This is a genomic window from Neobacillus sp. PS3-12 (genome assembly GCF_030915385.1).
GTDB lineage: Bacteria > Bacillota > Bacilli > Bacillales > Cytobacillaceae > JAEVLT01.
Genome location: NZ_CP133268.1, coordinates 3,495,929 through 3,517,794, shown reverse-complemented (window position 1 = coordinate 3,517,794; position 21,866 = coordinate 3,495,929). Strand labels below are relative to the sequence as shown.

General features: G+C 38.4%; 18 protein-coding genes, 1 rRNA gene and 1 pseudogene. 5 read left to right on the top strand and 15 right to left on the bottom strand.

Features of this window, described 5'->3' with window-relative positions:
• Positions 1 to 146: 146 nt before the first annotated feature.
• Both RCG17_RS17755 and RCG17_RS17750 read right to left on the bottom strand, forming a co-directional pair.
• A 16S ribosomal RNA gene (locus RCG17_RS17755) occupies positions 147 to 1,696 on the bottom strand.
• Positions 1,697 to 1,973: 277 nt separating this feature from the next.
• Positions 1,974 to 2,849 carry a nucleotidyltransferase-like protein gene (locus tag RCG17_RS17750; RefSeq protein WP_308171453.1) on the bottom strand — a complete coding sequence of 292 codons (876 nt, stop codon included), beginning with the start codon at positions 2,847 to 2,849 and terminating at the stop codon, positions 1,974 to 1,976.
• A 157-nt stretch (positions 2,850 to 3,006) separates the two neighbouring features.
• Between RCG17_RS17750 and RCG17_RS17745 the strand changes: the two genes are divergently transcribed.
• Positions 3,007 to 3,357 carry a YgzB family protein gene (locus tag RCG17_RS17745; RefSeq protein ID WP_308175879.1) on the top strand — a complete coding sequence of 117 codons (351 nt, stop codon included), beginning with the start codon at positions 3,007 to 3,009 and terminating at the stop codon, positions 3,355 to 3,357.
• Between the two features lie 42 nt (positions 3,358 to 3,399).
• On the opposite strand, the gene perR is transcribed toward RCG17_RS17745, so the two are convergent.
• The 7 genes from perR to RCG17_RS17710 form a co-directional block, all read right to left on the bottom strand.
• Positions 3,400 to 3,843 carry a peroxide-responsive transcriptional repressor PerR gene (gene perR / locus RCG17_RS17740; RefSeq protein ID WP_374120840.1) on the bottom strand — a complete coding sequence of 148 codons (444 nt, stop codon included), beginning with the start codon at positions 3,841 to 3,843 and terminating at the stop codon, positions 3,400 to 3,402.
• 114 nt (positions 3,844 to 3,957) lie between these two features.
• On the bottom strand, positions 3,958 to 4,509 hold the full coding sequence (locus RCG17_RS17735) for a cob(I)yrinic acid a,c-diamide adenosyltransferase (protein WP_308171451.1): 552 nt from the start codon (positions 4,507 to 4,509) through the stop codon (positions 3,958 to 3,960).
• A 275-nt stretch (positions 4,510 to 4,784) separates the two neighbouring features.
• Positions 4,785 to 5,252 carry a thioredoxin-dependent thiol peroxidase gene (bcp, locus tag RCG17_RS17730; RefSeq protein ID WP_308171450.1) on the bottom strand — a complete coding sequence of 156 codons (468 nt, stop codon included), beginning with the start codon at positions 5,250 to 5,252 and terminating at the stop codon, positions 4,785 to 4,787.
• Between the two features lie 68 nt (positions 5,253 to 5,320).
• Positions 5,321 to 5,713, bottom strand: coding sequence for an ion channel (locus RCG17_RS17725; RefSeq protein WP_308171449.1), 393 nt, complete (start codon positions 5,711 to 5,713; stop codon positions 5,321 to 5,323).
• A 67-nt stretch (positions 5,714 to 5,780) separates the two neighbouring features.
• Positions 5,781 to 6,566 (bottom strand): ABC transporter permease, encoded by a 786-nt coding sequence (locus tag RCG17_RS17720; RefSeq protein WP_308171448.1) that lies wholly within the window; start codon positions 6,564 to 6,566, stop codon positions 5,781 to 5,783.
• 3 nt (positions 6,567 to 6,569) lie between these two features.
• The gene (locus tag RCG17_RS17715; RefSeq protein ID WP_308171447.1) at positions 6,570 to 7,361 is read right to left on the bottom strand and encodes an ABC transporter permease; all 792 of its coding nucleotides are present in this window, start codon (positions 7,359 to 7,361) and stop codon (positions 6,570 to 6,572) included.
• 16 nt (positions 7,362 to 7,377) lie between these two features.
• Complete coding sequence (locus tag RCG17_RS17710; protein WP_308171446.1) at positions 7,378 to 8,385, bottom strand: ABC transporter ATP-binding protein; 1,008 nt, start codon at positions 8,383 to 8,385, stop codon at positions 7,378 to 7,380.
• A gap of 152 nt (positions 8,386 to 8,537) precedes the next feature.
• Between RCG17_RS17710 and RCG17_RS17705 the strand changes: the two are divergent.
• The 3 genes and pseudogenes from RCG17_RS17705 (at position 8,538) to RCG17_RS17695 (ending at position 15,862) form a co-directional block, all read left to right on the top strand.
• Positions 8,538 to 9,832, top strand: a pseudogene (locus RCG17_RS17705) (glutamate-1-semialdehyde 2,1-aminomutase).
• Between the two features lie 305 nt (positions 9,833 to 10,137).
• Complete coding sequence (locus tag RCG17_RS17700; RefSeq protein ID WP_308171445.1) at positions 10,138 to 14,610, top strand: glutamate synthase-related protein; 4,473 nt, start codon at positions 10,138 to 10,140, stop codon at positions 14,608 to 14,610.
• A gap of 187 nt (positions 14,611 to 14,797) precedes the next feature.
• The gene (locus tag RCG17_RS17695) at positions 14,798 to 15,862 is read left to right on the top strand and encodes an FUSC family protein (protein ID WP_308171444.1); all 1,065 of its coding nucleotides are present in this window, start codon (positions 14,798 to 14,800) and stop codon (positions 15,860 to 15,862) included.
• A gap of 30 nt (positions 15,863 to 15,892) precedes the next feature.
• On the opposite strand, the gene RCG17_RS17690 is transcribed toward RCG17_RS17695, so the two are convergent.
• From RCG17_RS17690 to fabL, 5 genes are all read right to left on the bottom strand, one after another.
• Positions 15,893 to 17,659, bottom strand: coding sequence for an ABC transporter ATP-binding protein (locus RCG17_RS17690; protein ID WP_308171443.1), 1,767 nt, complete (start codon positions 17,657 to 17,659; stop codon positions 15,893 to 15,895).
• Positions 17,660 to 17,780: 121 nt separating this feature from the next.
• Positions 17,781 to 18,311: a nucleoside tri-diphosphate phosphatase gene (locus RCG17_RS17685; RefSeq protein WP_308171442.1), complete on the bottom strand. Its 531-nt coding sequence runs from the start codon at positions 18,309 to 18,311 to the stop codon at positions 17,781 to 17,783.
• Positions 18,312 to 18,641: 330 nt separating this feature from the next.
• Positions 18,642 to 18,899 (bottom strand): YgaB family protein, encoded by a 258-nt coding sequence (locus RCG17_RS17680; RefSeq protein ID WP_308171441.1) that lies wholly within the window; start codon positions 18,897 to 18,899, stop codon positions 18,642 to 18,644.
• 189 nt (positions 18,900 to 19,088) lie between these two features.
• A complete protein-coding gene (locus tag RCG17_RS17675) occupies positions 19,089 to 19,412 on the bottom strand; it encodes a gamma-type small acid-soluble spore protein (RefSeq protein ID WP_308171440.1) in 324 nt (107 codons plus the stop codon).
• 70 nt (positions 19,413 to 19,482) lie between these two features.
• Positions 19,483 to 20,232: an enoyl-[acyl-carrier-protein] reductase FabL gene (gene fabL / locus RCG17_RS17670; protein WP_308171439.1), complete on the bottom strand. Its 750-nt coding sequence runs from the start codon at positions 20,230 to 20,232 to the stop codon at positions 19,483 to 19,485.
• 104 nt (positions 20,233 to 20,336) lie between these two features.
• On the opposite strand from fabL, the gene RCG17_RS17665 reads away from it, so the two are divergent.
• Positions 20,337 to 20,561, top strand: a complete 225-nt coding sequence (locus tag RCG17_RS17665; RefSeq protein ID WP_308171438.1) for a hypothetical protein — start codon at positions 20,337 to 20,339, stop codon at positions 20,559 to 20,561.
• Between the two features lie 108 nt (positions 20,562 to 20,669).
• On the opposite strand, the gene mutY is transcribed toward RCG17_RS17665, so the two are convergent.
• Positions 20,670 to 21,767, bottom strand: coding sequence for an A/G-specific adenine glycosylase (gene mutY / locus RCG17_RS17660; protein ID WP_308171437.1), 1,098 nt, complete (start codon positions 21,765 to 21,767; stop codon positions 20,670 to 20,672).
• Between the last annotated feature and the right edge of the window lie 99 nt (positions 21,768 to 21,866).

The window sequence follows — 21,866 nt, the reverse complement described above, 5'->3', positions numbered from 1 at the left end:
AAATGGCGATTACTCGGTTCTTTCTTGACTTCTTCTTATAAGATTATCTAGTTTTCAAAGAACGAATTGAGAGATTGTTCTCTCAAAACTAAACAAACAAAATCCATCGAACAATCTGTGATGTCCGTAAGGACATTTTCCTTGAGAAAGGAGGTGATCCAGCCGCACCTTCCGATACGGCTACCTTGTTACGACTTCACCCCAATCATCTGTCCCACCTTAGGCGGCTGGCTCCTTACGGTTACCCCACCGACTTCGGGTGTTACAAACTCTCGTGGTGTGACGGGCGGTGTGTACAAGGCCCGGGAACGTATTCACCGCGGCATGCTGATCCGCGATTACTAGCGATTCCGGCTTCATGTAGGCGAGTTGCAGCCTACAATCCGAACTGAGAATGGTTTTATGGGATTGGCTCCACCTCGCGGTTTCGCTGCCCTTTGTACCATCCATTGTAGCACGTGTGTAGCCCAGGTCATAAGGGGCATGATGATTTGACGTCATCCCCACCTTCCTCCGGTTTGTCACCGGCAGTCACCTTAGAGTGCCCAACTAAATGCTGGCAACTAAGATCAAGGGTTGCGCTCGTTGCGGGACTTAACCCAACATCTCACGACACGAGCTGACGACAACCATGCACCACCTGTCACTCTGTCCCCCGAAGGGGAACGTCCTATCTCTAGGAGTGTCAGAGGATGTCAAGACCTGGTAAGGTTCTTCGCGTTGCTTCGAATTAAACCACATGCTCCACCGCTTGTGCGGGCCCCCGTCAATTCCTTTGAGTTTCAGCCTTGCGGCCGTACTCCCCAGGCGGAGTGCTTAATGCGTTAGCTGCAGCACTAAAGGGCGGAAACCCTCTAACACTTAGCACTCATCGTTTACGGCGTGGACTACCAGGGTATCTAATCCTGTTTGCTCCCCACGCTTTCGCGCCTCAGCGTCAGTTACAGACCAGAAAGCCGCCTTCGCCACTGGTGTTCCTCCACATCTCTACGCATTTCACCGCTACACGTGGAATTCCGCTTTCCTCTTCTGCACTCAAGTCCCCCAGTTTCCAATGACCCTCCACGGTTGAGCCGTGGGCTTTCACATCAGACTTAAAGGACCGCCTGCGCGCGCTTTACGCCCAATAATTCCGGACAACGCTTGCCACCTACGTATTACCGCGGCTGCTGGCACGTAGTTAGCCGTGGCTTTCTGGTTAGGTACCGTCAAGGTACCGGCAGTTACTCCGATACTTGTTCTTCCCTAACAACAGAGTTTTACGACCCGAAGGCCTTCATCACTCACGCGGCGTTGCTCCGTCAGACTTTCGTCCATTGCGGAAGATTCCCTACTGCTGCCTCCCGTAGGAGTCTGGGCCGTGTCTCAGTCCCAGTGTGGCCGATCACCCTCTCAGGTCGGCTACGCATCGTCGCCTTGGTGAGCCGTTACCTCACCAACTAGCTAATGCGCCGCGGGCCCATCTGTAAGTGTCAGCCGAAACCGACTTTCAGCTTCACCTCATGAGAGGTGAAGAATTATCCGGTATTAGCACCGGTTTCCCGATGTTATCCCAGTCTTACAGGCAGGTTGCCCACGTGTTACTCACCCGTCCGCCGCTAACCATCAGGAGCAAGCTCCTAATGATTCGCTCGACTTGCATGTATTAGGCACGCCGCCAGCGTTCGTCCTGAGCCAGGATCAAACTCTCCATTAAAGAGTTATGAGTTAGCTCATAAATGTTACGTTGGCTAGTGAAGACTTGCTTCACTATTATTTATTGTTGACGTTTTTGTTTGTTTAGTTTTCAAAGAACAATTTTTAGCCACTCTTTAAAAGCGACCAACTTATCTTAACATATTAAAGTTGTCTTTGTCAACAACTTTTTAAAAAGTATAATCCGTCACTTACGAAAGCATTTATTAATGTTCCGCAGCGACGTTTATAACTATAACAAGTATTTTAACCTAGGTCAACATGTTTTTAATATTTTTTCACGATAATTTTTCTGCCACTCGATAATACCTATGAAATATACCTTGCCCTTTAGTTTCAAGCTGCATCACTTCAACTAGATGGCGATCAATTAAATATTCTAAGAGCACACCTAAATCAATCGAATATGGTATTAGTTCTCTTTCATTCATCATTTCATTTATTGACCAATATTCCTTTCCCTGAAGCACATCTAAAATATGCGCTGCACCTTCATGGGTTCTTGAATGAATCAAGAACTCACTTGCTAAAAACAATAACTCCAATCTTTTTTCAAGAGTCTCCTCACTATTAACAAGTTCTTTGTATAGCTTAAAAATCTCAGGCTCAATCTGCTTTACCTGATTCCAGACTGTTAATTCCGGATGTAGTCCGTTATCAATAACGGCAAGCCTGGCTAAATGATGTAACGAATGGACAATATGATTATATGCATCTAAAAACTGATGACCTTCGAATAACGCTTTACCATCTGTATACCTTCGAATTAATTTGGCAAACTCTAAACCCATTTTAAGTTTTCGCCCATAAAAAGGAAATTCGTGTAGTTCTTTTTTCAAATTAACGATATACTCATTTCGATCAAATAGAGTTAATGAATTATCGAGCCATTCAAAAATTTTCCTATTTGTCCCGAATAAGAGCCATTCCTTTATCTGTTCCTCAGTAATGACATATAATGCAGCTTTCTTATCGTCGTATAGATAATGCTTAATAAACACAGGCTGTTCAGCGTCTTTGACAAGGATGATTAAAATCGCATCAAAAGTATCTGTTAATTGATTTGAATTTTGTTTTTTCTCTACCACTAGAACGCCCAGTGTATTTGCTTGGCTTGCTCTTTCTTGATATATTGGTCGAAGAATATCTTCCATATACGTTCCTCCATTTTTTTCGATAGCACTATAATTTCGACATTAATAATAAATCTCCTTCTTTATTTTAAGACAAATTTCGACATTTGCTTTATACCTTCCTAATTTTTCTATTATTATAAATATGTTATAGTTTTTCTAGGAGGGAGAAATGAAGATGCCAAAATACTCGAGTAAAATAAATAAAATCCGCACATTTGCCTTATCCCTTATTTTCATTGGATTTTTTGTTATGTATGGAGGGATATATTTCCATAACCACCCTATTATTATGGCAGTCCTTATGTTATTTGGGTTTATTTTTATTATAGCTAGTACAATTGTTTATTTTTGGATTGGAATGCTATCTACTAAGACAATACAAGTAGTATGCCCTTCTTGTGGGAAGCCTACAAAAATACTCGGTAAGGTTGATATGTGCATACATTGTCGGGAGCCTTTAACACTAGACAAGGGCCTTGAAGGTAAAGAATTTGATGAAAAATATAATAAAAAGTCAACAAAATAAGCTACCTCGAATGAGATAGCTTTTTTTATGTGAGAAAATCCATTAATGAACCTCTTTACTGGCACAATCAGGACAAACACCGTAAATTTCCATACGATGGTGACCTACTTTAAAACCTGTAACATGTGATGCTAAGTGTTCCACCTCATTAAGTCCAGGATAGTAAAAGTCAACAATTTTTCCGCACTCTTCGCAAATGATGTGATAATGATCAGTTGTGACAAAATCAAAACGAGCAGATGCATCACCATATGTTAATTCTTTTACCAACCCTACTTCACGAAATACTCGTAAATTATTGTAAACCGTTGCCACACTCATGTTTGGAAATTTACCTTCAAGTGATTTGTAAATTTCATCCGCTGTTGGATGTGACATTGAATTTATTAAATATTCAAGTATCGCATGACGTTGCGGGGTTATCCTTACACCGGTTTCCTTCAAGGTTTCCAACGCTTCTTTTAAGTGATTTTGCGTCACCGCCATGCACCTCTTTTCCAAAAAAAATTATTAGATTATAATTGTTACAATTAGTTTACTAACTCAATTATACTTTTGTCAATATTGCAATATCACATATGGTTACTGTCTTGTTAATCCTTAGCTTCCATGCAGTGTCTGCTCCTGAAAACTAAGTTGGAAGTTAACCAAACGGGCAGTTACAAACAACAAATCAGATAATCTGTTTAAATAAGCTAATACAAGGGGATTTACCTCTTCTCCTAATGCAACAGCACACCGTTCTGCCCTCCTTGCAGTCGTACGTGCAACATGGAACGCTGCACCTGCCGAGTGACCTCCAGGTAAAATAAAATTGCTGAGCTTTGGTAGGACCGCATCCCATTCATCAATTTTTTTCTCCAACTGTTCTACATCCGAGGAAGTAACCGACCACTTCACTTCTTTCCCTTTGGGCGTTGCAAGCTCAGCACCAACATGAAAAAGGGTTGTTTGTATTTTATGATATTCCACTTCCAAATCTTCCTTACCAGGAAACTTTTCACTGTTCAAATAACTTAATGCTAAGCCGATCAATGAATTGGTCTCATCACAGGTACCATATGCCTCAACCCGATCATCATTTTTAGGAACTCTTACCCCATATACAAGGGAAGTTGTCCCTTTATCTCCAGTTTTCGTGTATATTTTCATAACGAACCCCCTCGTTTCAAAAACGGTACAATGGCCGTTTAATATAATAACATTAAATAATTCTTATTATATTATAACAGCTATTGTTTATTTTATAAAAAGTAAAGTCTAAAAATTCTGTAATCAGTGAATAATGGCAAAAAAAATAAGGGTCACTTGGACCCTTAAAATTTTCATCTGAGGAGGTATGCCCTAATAAAATGATATTCAAAACTTGTTTTGTTGCATTGGACAAAAGCCTTGATTGATGAAAATAGGCTGAAAAATACCGCCTATTATTGATTATCACGAATATAGTCTAACGCTTCCTCTACATGGCCCTTTACTTTTACTTTACGCCACTCCTTAGCAATTTTGCCTTCTTTATCAATCACAAATGTTGATCTTTCTATCCCCATGTACTCTTTTCCATAATTCTTTTTAAGCTGCCAAACACCATAGGCCTCAGCCACTTGGTGATCTGGGTCAGCAAGCAATAAAAATGGCAAACCATACTTTTCTACAAATTTCACATGCTTATTAACTGGATCCGGACTAACTCCAAGAATAACAGCATTAAGCGCTTCAAAATTTTCATATTGATCACGAAAATCACAGGCTTCGGTTGTACAGCCAGGAGTCATGTCCTTTGGATAAAAATAAAGTACGATATTTTTCCCTTGAAAGTCAGATAAACTAACTTTTTCACCATTATTTGCTTCTAAAGTAAAATTCGGTGCAGCCATCCCTGCTTCAACTGTCATTACGATCACTCCTATTCCGATTTCTATCACTAGACTAGCCAAAATCTCCCAACAATACAACTATTTTGCTATTTGTCCTTATCAAAAACAGCCCTAGCAACAAATGCTGCCGGAAGAGTATAACCAATTAAAGCTTCAATTACCGTAATGATGCGACCAAGCCCTTGTGGAATGACATCACCATGTCCTACTGAAAATAATGTCATGGCACTAAAGTAAAAACAGGTCTCAAAAATATTTTCATTTCTCGCCATACCCGTTTCAATCAATAACGGTCTTCCTATAAACGCAAATATCATATATATGACTGCAAATCCCACAACCACAGTTGCATAAACATAACCAATCGAAAGAAAACTTTCAAGTGATACAAACTTTCCTTTCATTCTATATGGAAGAAATAATGTTCTTAGGCTCATAAAAATACAAAAAACAACAAGAAAAAGCAATACATAGAACATAGACACGCCACCTTTTTTGAAAATGACCCGATTAGTCTATATCTATGCATACTTGTACGATTAAATATCAATTTCCTGCACCGCGGTATTTCTTAATCCCCCTATTCCAAACCAGGATGGAAATAACAAAAAAAACAATTCCTATTACTGGTGTCAAAAAAGCATAACCAAACCACTCTTTTTTCCCAAGGAAATAAGCAGCAGGATAAACACCAACAAATGCAAATGGCAAAATCCAAGTCAAAACAAAACGAATGATTTGATTATAAATATCAACAGGATACCGTCCATAATTGCTAATATTGTACATCATCGGCATAATTGATGTTCTAGCGTCTGTCCAAAAGCTAATGCATGCGATCATCACAAAAACTCCGCCATAAACAAGCGCTCCACCAACGACAAAAATAATAAATAAAATAGGATCATACCAAGTAATTCTTAAGCCTAAATGGCTTCCCGAATAAAACATAACAGCAAGACCGGTCACAACACCTAAGGCAGACTCTAATTCCATCCTTTCAAGGATAATTTGAAATAAACTGTGAATGGGTCTTGTTAAAATTCGATCAAGTTCTCCTTTTACAATATAACGATCATTAAAATCCCATATATTAAAGAACGCTGAAAATAGTGCAAAGGGGACAAGAAAAAAGCCATAAATAAAAATGATTTCATCTCTGCTCCAGCCATGGAGCAAACTTGTATGTCCAAAAACAACCAAAATAAAAATAAAATTGACCGCTTGCGATAATAAGTCCGAAAAAAATTCTACAAATAAATCAGCCCGATACTGAAATCTGGTCTTTAAATATTGACCCATATAATGAAAAAACATGGAAATATAAAACATTCATTATCCCCCCTGAATCACCAATTGCTTTTTCGCTAAAAACCAAAGTAAATAAATCGGCAACAACAAAACAACCACCCAAATTAATTGCTGCCAAATAGCTAAAATGGCCTGGTGATGCGAAAATCCATTGGTAAAAATCATGCTGGGTATGTAACTGATTCCTTGAAATGGGAGATAATTCATTATATGTTGCGCCCATATCGGAAAAAAACTAATCGGCAAAAGCAAACCTGAAAATAAATCAATGACAACCCGCTTTGCTCTAATCAACCCAGAATTATTAAATAAGAAGAAAGTAGTAATACCCGTTAAAATATTAAGCTCTGTGTTGATAAAAAAACTTAGAAGTGTCGCTACTCCAAACAAACTCCATATGCTAGGATCCCATGTGAATTTCACAGGAAAAATGATCGAGACAATAATTAATCCCGGAACAGAAAAAAGCAGTAATCGAAAAATCCCCTCTCCCAGGGCTTGCATCGTTTTCATCCCCAGATAGCTGTACGGTCTAATTAATTCAACAGCTACTTTTCCTTCTATTATTTCAAGCGCCATTTCCCGATCAATATTATTAAAATAAAATGCCCTTGCCATCCATGCTATTGCTACATAAGTTGTCATTTGTACCACAGATAACCCTTGAATATGCTCCTTGGCTCCATAAATAGCGGACCACAAGAAATAATACGCTCCAATATTAATACTATAAATAAGAATCCCTGTATAATAATCAGAACGATAGGCGAGCATCATTAAAAACCGAATCCTCATCATCTCCAGATATTTTGCCAACCTCTATTCCCCTTCCTTAAACTGCACCTTTTTCATAGATATTACGAATAATTTCTTCCGTTGAAATTTCATTCATTTTAATATCTTTAATTTTAAAACAAGCTACTACTTTCGCCGTTAATTGAGATATAAGCTCATCATTATTTTCAACAAGTGCTGTAAAAATTGGTTCCTTTTCATCCATCACCCATTTAATTGGCATCTCCGAAGTGATCCCCTTCAATTGGCGTAAATCAACATTTTCTAAGAACTGAAACTGCAGTTCTTTTCCAGCAGCCCATTGATCCTTTAAGTGTCCAAGTGAGCCATCATAAATGATTTTACCCTCATCAAGCATAATGACTCTCTCGCACAATGCCTCAATATCAGAAAGATCATGGGTTGTTAGTAAAATGGTCGTATTATACTTTTCATTAATCTCTTTTAAGAATTCCCGGATTTTCAATTTCACTAGTACGTCCAAGCCAATGGTTGGTTCATCTAAAAACAATAATGGCGGATTATGAATTAACGCAGCTGCAAGTTCACACCGCATCCTTTGGCCGAGCGAAAGCTTTCGGACAGGTTTGTCCAAAAGAGGATCAATATCAAGTGTTTTAATCACATGATCCATGTGGTCGTTATATTGTGCATCCGAAACTTTATAGACCTTTTTTAAAAGCCGAAACGATTCTTGTACAGCAATATCCCACCACAATTGCGATCGTTGTCCAAATACAACACCAATGGTTTGAACAAATTTTTCTCTTTCCTTATGAGGATTCATTCCATTAACTACAATCTTTCCTGAAGTTGGCGTCAGAATCCCTGTAAGCATTTTAATGGTAGTGGATTTACCAGCACCATTTTCACCTATATAACCAACCATTTCCCCCTGCCTTACCGAAAAATTAATATCATTAACAGCAGGAACAATTTTATAATTACGAGTTAACAGGTCGCGAAATGCTCCTTTTAACCCAGAGCGACTCGAATAAGCCTTAAACTCTTTTCTCAAGTGTTGTACATCAATTGCATTTTCCATTGTTACTCCCCCTAAAACTTCACCTAAAAAGTTAGTTTAGCCAAATTATGAAACGAAAACAACTATCATCTGTAATTCATTAATAAAACAGCATAAAAACAAATAAGAATGTTAAAATGGGAAAGGATTGAAAAAAGGAGGATACATACACTATGAATTTTACAAACTCTGAGGAGTTATACGCTGAAGCGCTCGAACATATTGTCGGAGGAGTTAACAGTCCATCAAGATCATATAAAGCTGTTGGCGGCGGCGCTCCTGTTGTCATGGAACGTGGACAGGGAGCCTATTTCTGGGATGTTGACGGAAACCGCTATATCGATTATTTGGCGGCATACGGACCAATCATTACAGGGTTTGCACATCCACATATTACAGAAGCCATTAAACATGCTGCGGAAACAGGCGTCCTTTATGGTACACCCACAAGGCATGAGATTAAACTGGCGAAAATGTTAAAAGAGGCCATCCCCTCATTGGATAAGGTTCGGTTTGTCAATTCAGGAACAGAAGCCGTCATGACAACCATTCGGGTTGCCCGCGCCTATACAGGACGGGACAAGATTATCAAGTTCCCGGTTGTTATCATGGTCATTCTGATCTGGTACTTGTTGCAGCTGGTTCGGGCCCATCTACATTAGGCACACCGGATTCAGCAGGTGTGCCTAAAAGTATTGCCCAAGAGGTGATTACGGTTCCATTTAATGATATAGAGCCATTTAAAGAAGCACTGGAAAAATGGGGCGATCAGGTTGCTGGAGTACTCGTTGAACCAATTGTAGGGAATTTTGGAATTGTTGAACCAAAACCTGGGTTTCTACAGCAAGTAAATGAACTGACGCACGCTGCTGGTGCACTTGTGATTTACGATGAAGTGATTACAGCCTTCCGGTTTATGTATGGCGGCGCACAGGATTTCTTGGGCGTAAAGCCAGATTTAACAGCCTTAGGAAAAATTATTGGCGGTGGACTACCAATTGGTGCGTATGGCGGACGCAAAGAAATTATGGAAAAAGTAGCCCCGCTTGGACCAGCGTATCAAGCTGGAACAATGGCAGGTAATCCAGCATCCATGCTCTCCGGAATCGCTTGCTTAGAAGTTTTAAAACAAGACGGCGTTTACAATTATTTAGATCGGTTAGGTTCCATGCTTGAGGAAGGAATATTAGCCGCGGCAAAAGAAAACGGAATTAGCATCACGATCAATCGACTAAAGGGAGCTTTTACCGTTTATTTTACAAATGAAAAAATTGAGAACTACGAACAAGCCGAAAAAACAAATGGTGAATTGTTTGGTAAGTTTTTCAAACTAATGCTAAACCAAGGTATTAATCTTGCACCATCTAAGTACGAAGCATGGTTCCTAACAATTGCTCATACAGAAGAAGATATTGCTGCAACAATTAAGGCTGTAAATAATGCATTTTCCACACTAAAAAACGAATAAATATTCATTTTTTATGCAAAGGAGGATTTTGATTAATCCTCCTTTTATTTCCTTCTACATTTGAAAACGTTTTCATAATCATATTTTTTTCCTATATTTATTAATTTTGTCGAATTTTAATATCCACAAAATTGTATATTTATTTGATTTCTGAAAATTTATATGATACTATTAATTTACTATTTTGTTTTTACTCTATATTATTTTACTACCAATATATAATATAAAATTTTTGCAAATTTAAATCATAAATTGTTTAGGAGGTGGAGCGGCTTTACAGGAATATCCTATGAAGCCATTGCCTAATGAATCAAACTTGGAACCCTTCTTTATTTGAAAATTTCCACAATGACGAACATGATGCGTGTGGAATAGTCGCTTGCCTTGAAAAAAGCAAAATACCAACCAGACAAAATATCTTTGATTGTATCAATGCGCTCGTAAGCATGAATCACCGCGCAGGTTTTATTAATGGTGAAGGTGATGGAGTTGGAATTCATATTGATATTCCAAGAGAACTCTGGAAAGAGAAATTGCGGAATGCAGAAGTAGATGAAACTTTAGTAGATAAAGAAGAATTTGCTGTTGGTCATATTTTTGTCAGCCGTAAAGCAGATTGGACATCTGTAAAGAACGACCTAATTCAAAAATTAGAAAAGGCGGAGCTAACACTTGTGTATGAAAATGACCAAGTGACAAATTTATCTGCTCTAGGCCCGATCGCCTCACAAGAGAATCCAGTGTTCTGGCAGTTTGCTTGTGTTGCAAATAAGAAAGGGACGGAATTAAACAAAATTCTCTTTAATACGCTTATTGACTTTGAAGAGAACGATGATGTTCATGTAGCATCATTCAGCCAAAACCATGCTGTTTACAAAGTAATGGGTGCAGGTGACATTCTGCCGCGTTATTATCAAGATTTAGCGAATCCAATTGTTGCTTCAACTATGACACTTGGTCATAATCGATATTCAACGAATACTCTTTCAAGCTTTTTCCGTGTACAGCCTTTTAGCGTACTCGGTCATAATGGAGAAATTAATACAATTGAAAAGCTTCGTGATGAAGCCAGAATGATTGGGATTCCATTAGTTAAAGGCGGAAGTGATTCACAAGATTTAAGCAGAACAATGGAATCATTGATCTGCAGGGATGAATACACCTTATTTGAGGTAATGGACCTTTTATTCCCGCCAATCGTAAATGAAATCAAGGCATATCCAGAGCACCTTCAAGATCTTTATACGTATATTCGTGAAGCATGGGGCCACTATGCTCAAGGTCCTGCCGGGATTATCTCAAGATATGGTGATGAAGCTGTTTTTAGTGTTGATGCACTTGGCTTGCGCCCTCTTTGGATGCTTGAAAAAGAAACTTCATATATGTTTTCCTCAGAGCCTGGTATTTTTCCTTCCTCTGAATATGTAAATGAGCCAAAACCTTTAGCACCAGGGGAAAAGGTTGGTTTTAAATGGAATGGCGATACACTACAATTATTTGAACAAAAAGAATATCAAGAAGAAGTTTTCAATCGTTACTATAAACGTTTAAGCTTTCAGAACTCTCGGAAGCGCCTGACACACCCGCCAATGGAAAAAACAATTACGATGAATTATCCTGATAAGATCCATAATGGGCAATTTAAAGCTTTTGGCTGGGAAAAAGATCATATTCAGCTTATTGAGCAAATGGCTGAAAAAGGAGTAGAGCCAATCCGTTCACTCGGACATGACGCACCACTTGCTGCTCTTAATCCAGAACGAAAGAATATTGCGGATTATATTAAGGAGAGCGTAGCTGTTGTTACAAACCCTGCTATCGACCGTGATCGTGAAACAGAGCACTTTTCAACTCGCGTGATTGTTGGTAAACGACCTTCATTAACAACACATGAAGATATTGGATCTGTAATTGAGCTTGCAACCCCAATCCTTTTAGAAGGTAAAATGGGCTTTACTTGCTCCGAGGAATTAGATCAGCCTAGCTTCGACCAGGTTGTAAACTATTATCAGAATCAAAAGCAAGCAGTCTTTATTTCTACTACTTTTACAAAAGATGAAAAATTAGAAGATGCTTTAAAAAGATTAGCTAATGAAACCGTTCAAGCAGTTGTCAGCGGAAAAACCCTTATTGTTTTGGATGATGCCAATGCACACCAAGAAGGTACTTATTGGATTGACCCGCACTTAGCTGTTTCTGCCATCGATCAAGCATTGGTTAAAGCAGAGTTAAGAAGAAATTGTTCCTTAGTATTACGCTCTGCAGCGATTCGTTCATTGCATGATATTATTACCGTTATTGGTTTAGGCGCTGATTTAGTAAGCCCATATTATATGTTTATGACGGTTATGAATGATGAAAACACAAAACCGCTTCTAAATCTTTACAGTGCTTTGATTAAAGGACTTGAAAAAGTAATTTCAACAATTGGAATCCATGAATTACGCGGATACGGCCGTTTATTCTCTTCTATCGGATTAAATGACCAAGTTGCTGATATTTTAAACATTGTAAACTTTTTCGGATCAAATGAACTGGAATCTGATTTTGATTCCCTAGAAAAAGATGCAATCGCAAGAGCAGAAGATTATCAAATTGAAGGATCTCGGGTTGGTAAGACCTTCCACCTGTTTCCTCGTATTTGGAAATCGATCGGTGAAGTGGCCGCAACTGGTGATTACAGTGTTTACCGTGACAAGATTACTGAACAAGAAATGGAAAATCCAACAACAATCCGTCATCTTGCTGGATTAAAAGCCACTGGAAAATCAGTTTCTCCAGAAGATGTTGATATTACTGTTGGCGAGCATAGTCTGCCATTCCTAATTTCTTCAATGTCGTTTGGTTCACAAAACGAAACAGCCTTCCGTGCTTATGCTGAAGGTGCTAACCGCTTAAATATGGTTAGCTTAAATGGTGAAGGCGGAGAAATTAAGGATATGTTAGGTAAATATCCTAGAACACGTGGACAGCAGGTTGCATCTGGACGATTTGGGGTTAATGCTGAACTTTTAAACTCTTCAAATCTGTTGGAGATTAAGATTGGGCAAGGTGCAAAGCCTGGAGAAGGCGGACACTTGCCCGGTTCAAAAGTAACGGCTAAGGTTGCTGCTGCACGTAATGCAACACTTGGTTCTGACTTAATATCACCTTCCAACAACCATGATATTTATTCAATTGAGGATCTTGCCCAAATGATTCTTGAATTAAAAACAGCAAACGACCAAGCTAAAATTGCTGTAAAAGTGCCTGTTGTTCCAAATATTGGAACAATCGCGGTTGGAATTGCAAAAGCTGGTGCAGACATTATCACACTAAGCGGATTCGATGGCGGTACTGGAGCAGCAAGGATTCATGCCCTTCAACACGTTGGTCTTCCTGTTGAAATTGGGGTTAAGGCGGCACATAATGCCCTTCTTGAAAGCGGCCTGCGCCATAAAGTAGAAATTTGGGCAGACGGCGGTATAAAGAGTGCTCTAGATGTAATCAAGGTTATGCTTCTTGGAGCAAACCGCGTTGGCTTCGGTACATTAGCTATGCTTTCAATTGGCTGTACTACCTGCCGCGGCTGTCATTTAGATACATGCCATGTCGGAATTGCAACGCAAATTGAAACAGAAGCACAAGCGAAAGATCACGGATTAAGACGTTTTGTCCCTCGTCAATTGGATTTAGCTGTCAATGGAATTACGAACCTATTCACAGCATTCGGAAATGAATTGAAAGAACTTGCCGCATCCATTGGTATCAACAGATTGCAAGATGCAGTTGGACGTTCTGATTTATTAGAGCAAGTAGGAGGAAATCGTAAACTTGACCTTTCCTACCTTCTTAAACCAATTGATATGGGTAAAGTGACTTCCATGGAGAAGAATGAGTCTCTTGAACAGGTTCAAATGCAGGTTGCTGCAGGTGCAGAATACCTTGATGCTAGTGTTGAACAGTTAAACTCTTCAAGGGAGTTTGTCAGCGTGACATCTGATCAAAGGGTTCTTGGAAGCCGTGTATCCTGCCACAGAGTAAGAGGCCGATTGGATGGCTCATATCGCCAGCTTCCAAACGTCCACTTAGATTACAAAGAGGGTTCTATTCCTGGAAATGGCTTAGGAGCATACAATAGTGAAGGAATTACGATTACTGTTAATGGCGGCGGCCAGGATGGTGTTGGTAAAACTTCATTTGGCGGCAGCATTCAAATCCTTAAGTCTAAAGGAAAAAATGGCAAATACTATAATGGTTCAGTAGGAAAAGGTTTTGGTTATGGTGCACAGAAAGGATTGTTAGTTGCTCAAGGAAACGCTGATGCACGTGCGGGAATCCGACTTTCTGGAGCTGATATCGTTATCGGCGGCTTAGTAACTAAACCAATTCCTAACAAGGAACATGGAAATATTGGAGCAAATGCAAACATTAAAGGTTTTGCATTTGAGTATATGACAAATGGCCGCGGTCTTGTTTTGGGAGACCCAGGGCCATGGATCTGTGCTGGTATGACCGGAGGCGCTGTTTACATTCGCCATCAGCCGGAAATGGGCTTAACGAAAGATGCGATTGGCCGCAGGATTGCAAAAGGCGCTAAAGTCTTTGTTTCAGAGTTAAATACCCGTGGTAAGCAAGATATTCAAGAGTTATTAAATCAATACATTGAACTGCTTGAAAAAGATGGGCAAACAGAAGAAGCAACAAATCTAAAAAGGTTATTAGACAACCCAGAAGAACACTTTGTTCAAATCTCTCCTGTTAAAGAACAAGCAGATCCATCTGTATCAACAGAATGATTTTTTAAAGCAAAAAGAACGTCCGTAAAAAATTCACGGACGTTCTTTTTTTGATCGTTTAAAAGATAAATCAACAGCCAATTTTAATACAGCCTTAAAAAAAATATCTTGATTCCCTAGTTTAAAAGATGTTATAGTACATTATCGTTCTCAAAATATCTTATTATACTGAAAGGACAAACAAAGAATGAAACTAGGTGCCCGCATCTTTAAAACGGGAATCGCAATTGTTTTATCACTATATCTGGCACAACTTTTACATTCACCCTCACCAATTTTTGCAGCCATTGCCGCGATATTTGCAATTCAGCCAACCATTTACCGATCATATTTATCTATCATTGAGCAAGTTCAAGGAAATATTATTGGTGCATTGGTTTCCATCTTAGCAGTACTTGTGCTCGGAAACTCCTTTATTGTCATTGGCTTTGCTGCGATCATCGTTATTATCATTAACTTAAAACTTAAAATTGAGAATACAATTGGGCTTTCTCTTGTTACTTTATTAGCTATTATGGAATCCACTGGGGGGAACTTTCTTCAATTTTCTTTCATTCGATTCTCAACGATTATGCTTGGTGTTTTATCTGCCTTTATTGTCAATCTTATATTCATGCCTCCTAAATATGAACAAAAACTGTACACCGCGATTTCAAGTACAACAGAGGAAATGATCAGATGGATTCGCTTAAGCTCTAGGCATGCTTTTGATCATAATCACTTAAAGCTTGATATTGAGAAGCTTAAAGAAAATAGAATACAAACAGAGCAATTTTATTTAATGTATAAAGAAGAACGTGGTTATTTTAAAAAGTACCATCTGGAAAAGTCACGTAAGCTAGTCATTTACCGCCAAATGATTAACGCTGTTAAAAAGGGGCTGGATACCTTAAAACGATTGCATCGATATGAAAATGAACTGCTTCATTTACCCTTAACTTTTCAGCAATCTATTCAAGCCCATTTGGATATCCTCATCTATCATCATGAACAGATCATGTTGAGATATATAGGAAAGGTTCCTACACCTTCCAGTTTGGAACAAGATCAAGTAAATTTAGATAAAAAAGAACTGCTTGATTTCTTTTTGGATTATCAAAAAGAAGCAAATGACAAGAGTGATCAAGGTCTATATCATACAATCCAAATCATTACGGGAATTTTTGAATATGGAGAGCATGTCGAACACTTAGATCGGTTGATCACTAGTTTTATTTCCCATCATGAAAATGAAGTTTCTATTAAAAAGTAGAAAAAAGTAACAAAAAGAACCCAGTTCAGTTCATACTGCACCGGGTTCTTTTTGTTCCAATTGCTGGATTTGAAATAATTTAAAGTAACTACCTTGTCTTTCCATCAACTCATCATGTGTTCCTACTTCTTTTATTTTTCCATTTTCCATCAGAACAATACGATTAGCATGGGTTATGGTCGATAATCGGTGAGCAACAATAAAAGTCGTACGATTATGTGCCAAAATATTCAATGATTCCTGAATGGAATGTTCGCTTTCAAGATCAAGCGCAGAAGTGGCTTCATCCAAAATCAGTAGTGGAGGATTTTTTAAAAATACTCTGGCGATGGCAATCCGTTGTTTTTGTCCGCCTGAAAGCTTTACCCCTCTCTCTCCCACTTTTGTCTCATATCCTTCCGTTAAGCCCAAAATAAATTCGTGAGCATTAGCCGCTTTAGCTGCCTCGATAACCTCTTCATCCGTTGCATCAGGCTTTCCAAGCAGAATATTAGCTTTTACGGAATCACTAAATAAGACATTATCTTGAAAAACGACACCGATTTTGTCTCGCAGTGTTTGCACGTTAAATCGGCGAATATCGATCCCATCTAAAAGGATTCTTCCTGAGGTTACATCATAAAAACGGGGAATTAAACTCACAAATGTTGATTTTCCTCCGCCGCTCATTCCCACAAGGGCAATCGTTTCCCCTTTTTTTACATTCAAGGAAATATCCTTTAAAACCGACTCTCCCTTTTCTTCATAGGCAAATTGTACATTTTCAAAAGTAATGTCACCTTTTACTTCCTTGCAATCAATGGAATCTGGCGAATCGACAATATCATATTTTTCATCCAATAATTGAAAAACACGGTCCATTGATGCAAAAGATTGAGTGAGCGTTGTCGATGAATTAACCAACCTTCTTAACGGATCATAAAGTTTATCTATATATGCAAAGAAGGCAACCATTGTTCCTAACGTAAGACTATGGTTAATGACAAGATAAGCGGAATAACCGATGACAAGCAATGGCGCAATATCTGTTATTGTATTAACTGCAGCAAATGACTTAGCATTCCAACTTGTATGCTGGAGAGCCTTATTTAAGAAGTTATTATTTTGTTTGGCAAATTGGGACTGCTCATATTTTTCAATCGCAAAGCTTTTAATAACTGGCATTCCCTGTACCCGTTCATGGAGATATCCTTGTACCTCTGCAAGCGCTTGGGAGCGGACCCTTGTCAGTTTTCTAAGCCTCCCAAAAAAGTACTTCACTGAAAAAGCGTAGAGCGGGAAAAGCAAAATGGAGATAATCGTTAACTTTATGCTCATCGAAGCCATCATGGCAATAGCGATAATAATGGTCGACATATCCAGCCAAAGGTTCATTAACCCCGTGATAACAAAGTCCTTTGTTTGTTCTACGTCATTAATCATTCGTGAAATAATTTCGCCAGACCGATTATTTGCATAAAATTTAAAACTAAGCTTTTGAATGTGTGAATATAACTTGTCACGAATCTCATAAAGGATTTTATTTGCTGTCCACTGTGCGTAATATTGGCGGAAATATTCTATTGGGGGTCTTAAAATCACAAATATAACCACCATAGATATCATTATATAGAGCAATTTTGTAATTTTTTCATGCTGGATTAAATGACTATTCCCGACGATGTCATCAACAACATACTTAATAAGTAGAGGTATGATAAGAGGAATGGAAAATTTAATAAGTCCGATGATGATTGTTAAATAAATTTGCCTTCGATAAGGTTTTACAAATTGTAGATACCTGCGAATGCTGCCCAAATTGACTTTCCCTCTCTTTCTAAGCAAACTAACCAAGTGGCATGTCTTTATTGCATTAAAGCCAAATAAAAACCTGTTGATCAAAATCAACAGGAGCCATAATCAATGTTCGGCCTTTTGATTAACCTCTGTAAGTTAAATACCGCTCGTACCAAATATCGATAAAGTCTGGTGAAAAAGGTCCCTTGCGCTGACGAATCCAACGAATTAGCTTTTCAACATTTTTCTTAAGAATTTGATCAATAACATCAGGGTATTTCATTTCTTTGCGATGCCGCTCATACTCATCCTCATCCAGCAAGTTAAAAGTCATATCGGGAAAAACTTTAATATCAAGGTCATAATCGATATATTTAATTGAATCCCCGTCAAATATATAAGGGGAGCTAATATTGCAATAATAATAAATTCCATCTTCACGGATCATTCCGATTACGTTGAACCAATATTGAGAATGAAAATAACATATTGCAGGTTCCCGTGTAACCCATGTTCTGCCATCTGATTCCGTAACAAGTGTCCGATCATTTGCACCAATGATTAAAGTTTGAGTTCCCTTTAAAACTGTTGTTTCATCCCAGATACGATGGATGTGCCCATTGTGTTTATAGCTGTGTATTTGTATTGGTGCTCCTTCTATGGGTACGCCCATGTTTTCCCCTACTTTCATTCCCGAACGCTTTGTAACCAATCGATTCTTTCATTTTATTATAACAATAGGAAACAAAGTACAATTCTAAAATTTTGATATTTATTATTATTATAACGGTTTGGCCAAGAATTTAAAACAAAAGAGCCATTGTTTTCAATGACTCTTACCGAAAAGTTGAAGATTTTTTAGTTTTATTTTAAAGATAACTCGCCGATTGGCGAGCCCTAAAGGGCGAAGACAGAGGGTAGTTGCACTAATGCGATATAGGAAAGAGTAAATTTTTAGAAATTCACTCTTTCCTATTAGCTAAAAAATTTCGAAAAGACATCCTCACCTACAGGAAGTTGTTTCCATCCGATGGTACGATTGGATGACTTCTTCTGTTTGCTTTTCAAACATTTGCTGGATTTCTGCGAGCTCTTTTTTCATTCGTTCAATCTCAAATTGAATACTTTCCACCTTTGTTTGATTTTGCAGGTTATGTAGTTCCTCCTCAATTTCTTGGCATCTTTCAAGTTCTCCTTGGATCCACAATAACTTTTCCATCGTAAGCATTTGCTCATATACTAAACGGTTAAAATCACTCATTCAACCACCGCCTGTTATTAAAATTCTTCTATATGTATTCTTGAATCATAGCTAAATTCCTTTGACTTCTTCTGTAGATTAACAGGAGGTTTTGTCGACAAAAAAAGAATGTGTCCGCTTAACAATGTGTAAGTTCATAAAGAAAGGCACTCCATCCCTATGATGAAGTGCCTTTTTCGCTTAGTTTAATTAGCTTTGGCCAAATTGACCAGAGTTTTGCGATTTGTTCGCTTGAGACTGCTGATTTTGTTTTCTTACTTCAGCAGCATCGGTTTGGCTAGCGAACTCAGTACCAAATGCTCCTGTAGATCCAGCAGCTCCTGCTGCACCTGCAGATTTGCTTCTAGCAGATTGAGCATTTTGCTGTCTCACTTGTTGAGCATTTGTTTCGCTCGCAAACTCAGTACCAAATGCTCCAGCACTGCCTTGAGAGGACGATGCATTCTGTTGTCTTACTTGTTGAATGTTTGTTCCAGCTGATGTTCTGTTTGGCTGATTATTGAAATTTGCCATTTGTAAATCACCTCCACGATAATAATGTATCCTTGCACCGTGGAGGTTATCCAACTAAAATTTGGAAATTTTAAACCAGTAAAGAAATACCGCCATCAACAATAATGGTTTGGCCCCTGATCATACTTGATTGGTCGGATAATAAAAACATGACGCAATTAACCATGTCTTCTTCCTCGACCATTCTTCCGGCAGGTGTTTTTTCCTTAGCCTCTTGCAAAAGCTCCTCACGATTCGGAAAATGTTTTAAAGCATCCGTGTCAACAGCGCCTCCAGAAACGGCATTAACAATAATTCCTTTTGGAGCTAGCTCAACTGCCAAATACCGAGTTAATGCCTCAAGAGCTGCTTTTGAAACCCCAACAACTGTATAATTTTTTAAATACCTGATCGAGCCAAGGGAACTAATGCTTACAATCTTTCCTCCCCCGTTTTTCTCCATCAATTTTGCAGCTTCTTGTGCACAAAACAGTAAGGCCTTGCTGTTTATATTTAAGGTCCAATCCCAATGATTTTCCTCTAGCTCCATAATTGGACGTTGAACTCCAGATGCTGCATTGTTTACAAATACATCTAAGCGGCCAAATTCTTCGTTAATTTGTGAAAACATATCCTTAATTTTACTAACATCACCAACATTCGCTTTTACTACAAAGGCCTTTCTTCCTAAGGCCTCGATTTCTTCTGCTGTTTCTAAGGCTGCCTTTTTGCTTCTCGCATAATTAATAACGATGTCATATCCTTCTTTGGCTAAACGCAGTGCAGTTGCTTTACCGATTCCTCTGCTGCTGCCTGTTACAAGTGCTACTTTTTGTGACATGATTTCTATTCCTTTCTTATTCCTTTTGAATTCATTTTAGCATGCATAGAAGTTAATTTTAAACAAAACAATAATCTATATACTTTTTCGAGAGGAAGATTGACATGTATGTAGGGCGTGATATGACCGAATTATCAATGATACCAAAATCAGAATGGAACAAAAGTGAACTTGCTTTTTTCCACCATTCGCTTCAGCAAATGGCCCCTTACTTAAATAGTGAAGGGGTTAGTATTCACTGCGCAATAATTGAAGAGATAGAAAATCGCGGCGGTTTGGGCCGCGATGGTGCTGACTATACTCATGGAACTAAAATGGTTTATGATTAATGATTTTTTAATGAAAGAAATTTTACATGATTTAACTATGATCTTGTCCTTCATAACCTTTATGAAGGACATTTTGCCTGTTCTTTACCATGATTTTGTCCTTCATACCTAATAATTACGATCCAGATAAAGCTTTTTCATTTTTTGATAAGGTACAGGGAAAGCATAGTCTTCTAATTCCTCAATCGTAACAAGCTTCCAATCTTGCTCCTCTTTCGGAAAAGCTGATACCGTTCCTGTATATGCATCAATATTCCAAATCAAATGGGAAAACACATGTTGAATTTGGCCCATTCGCTTAAATGATTCGATTATGACACCTAATGTATCTTCACTAAGCCCAGCCAATTGTCTTCTTTCATTTTGAAGAGGAAAATCAATTTCAACATTTGGAAACTCCCATAAATTTGCTAGTAATCCCACACTGGAGCGTTTATGGATAAGGACCTTCCCTTCTTGATTGGTTAGAAAAAAAGCTGCCATTTGAACCTGTTTCTGTTTAACTTTTTTCGTTTTTATTGGCAGTTCGTTTTGAATCCCTTCATAAAAACCCTGGCAATGTTCGCGAACAGGACATAATAAACAAGAAGGCGATGTTGGTGTACATACTAATGCCCCTAGTTCCATTAGCGCCTGATTAAAACTAGATGGATCCTCTTTAGAGATCATCAATCTAACAGCTTGTTCAAAAACTTTCCGTGTTGACGGTTTTGCAATATCTTCCCAAATGGACAGGATTCTTGCTAAAACTCTCATCACGTTTCCATCCACTGCAGGCTCAGGAACACCATATGCAATACTCAAAATGGCTCCTGCAGTATAAGGGCCAACTCCCTTTAAGGAAGAAATATCCTGCGGGTTATTGGGAACTACACCGTTATATTTTTCACGTACCTCTTTAACTGCTGATTGAAGATTTCGGACTCTGGAGTAATACCCTAACCCTTCCCAAGCTTTTAAGACCTTTTCTTCTTCAGCTTCTGCCAGATCATCTAATGTAGGAAACCACTCAAGAAAACGATTAAAGTAGGGAATAACCGTGTCCACTCTTGTTTGTTGCAGCATAATCTCCGACACCCAAACTTTATAGGGATCCTGATCTTTTCTCCACGGCAAATCCCTCTGTTCATTTTTAAACCACGAAATTAAATCATTTTGAAAAGTTTCAATATCTATTTTTTCAAGATTACTTAATTGATTTTCCATTTCTTTTTGGGCCTCCAAGTTGTTAAACACTAAAGTTTGTGGGAATATAATATTGAGGACATTAGTTTTTATTTTAAATTAAAAAGGAGGTCCTTTCCT

Coding starts and splice junctions, on each gene's coding strand:
- RCG17_RS17745 (WP_308175879.1), top strand. CDS start 3,007: ATGCCAAAATACTCGAGTAAAATAAATAAAATCCGCACATTTGCCTTA.
- RCG17_RS17665 (WP_308171438.1), top strand. CDS start 20,337: ATGTATGTAGGGCGTGATATGACCGAATTATCAATGATACCAAAATCA.
- RCG17_RS17710 (WP_308171446.1), bottom strand. CDS start 8,385: ATGGAAAATGCAATTGATGTACAACACTTGAGAAAAGAGTTTAAGGCT.
- RCG17_RS17735 (WP_308171451.1), bottom strand. CDS start 4,509: ATGAAAATATACACGAAAACTGGAGATAAAGGGACAACTTCCCTTGTA.
- mutY (WP_308171437.1), bottom strand. CDS start 21,767: ATGGAAAATCAATTAAGTAATCTTGAAAAAATAGATATTGAAACTTTT.
- RCG17_RS17750 (WP_308171453.1), bottom strand. CDS start 2,849: ATGGAAGATATTCTTCGACCAATATATCAAGAAAGAGCAAGCCAAGCA.
- fabL (WP_308171439.1), bottom strand. CDS start 20,232: ATGTCACAAAAAGTAGCACTTGTAACAGGCAGCAGCAGAGGAATCGGT.
- RCG17_RS17700 (WP_308171445.1), top strand. CDS start 10,138: ATGAATCAAACTTGGAACCCTTCTTTATTTGAAAATTTCCACAATGAC.
- perR (WP_374120840.1), bottom strand. CDS start 3,843: ATGGCGGTGACGCAAAATCACTTAAAAGAAGCGTTGGAAACCTTGAAG.
- RCG17_RS17685 (WP_308171442.1), bottom strand. CDS start 18,311: ATGGGCGTACCCATAGAAGGAGCACCAATACAAATACACAGCTATAAA.
- RCG17_RS17680 (WP_308171441.1), bottom strand. CDS start 18,899: ATGAGTGATTTTAACCGTTTAGTATATGAGCAAATGCTTACGATGGAA.
- bcp (WP_308171450.1), bottom strand. CDS start 5,252: ATGACAGTTGAAGCAGGGATGGCTGCACCGAATTTTACTTTAGAAGCA.
- RCG17_RS17695 (WP_308171444.1), top strand. CDS start 14,798: ATGAAACTAGGTGCCCGCATCTTTAAAACGGGAATCGCAATTGTTTTA.
- RCG17_RS17720 (WP_308171448.1), bottom strand. CDS start 6,566: ATGTTTTATATTTCCATGTTTTTTCATTATATGGGTCAATATTTAAAG.
- RCG17_RS17725 (WP_308171449.1), bottom strand. CDS start 5,713: ATGTTCTATGTATTGCTTTTTCTTGTTGTTTTTTGTATTTTTATGAGC.
- RCG17_RS17675 (WP_308171440.1), bottom strand. CDS start 19,412: ATGGCAAATTTCAATAATCAGCCAAACAGAACATCAGCTGGAACAAAC.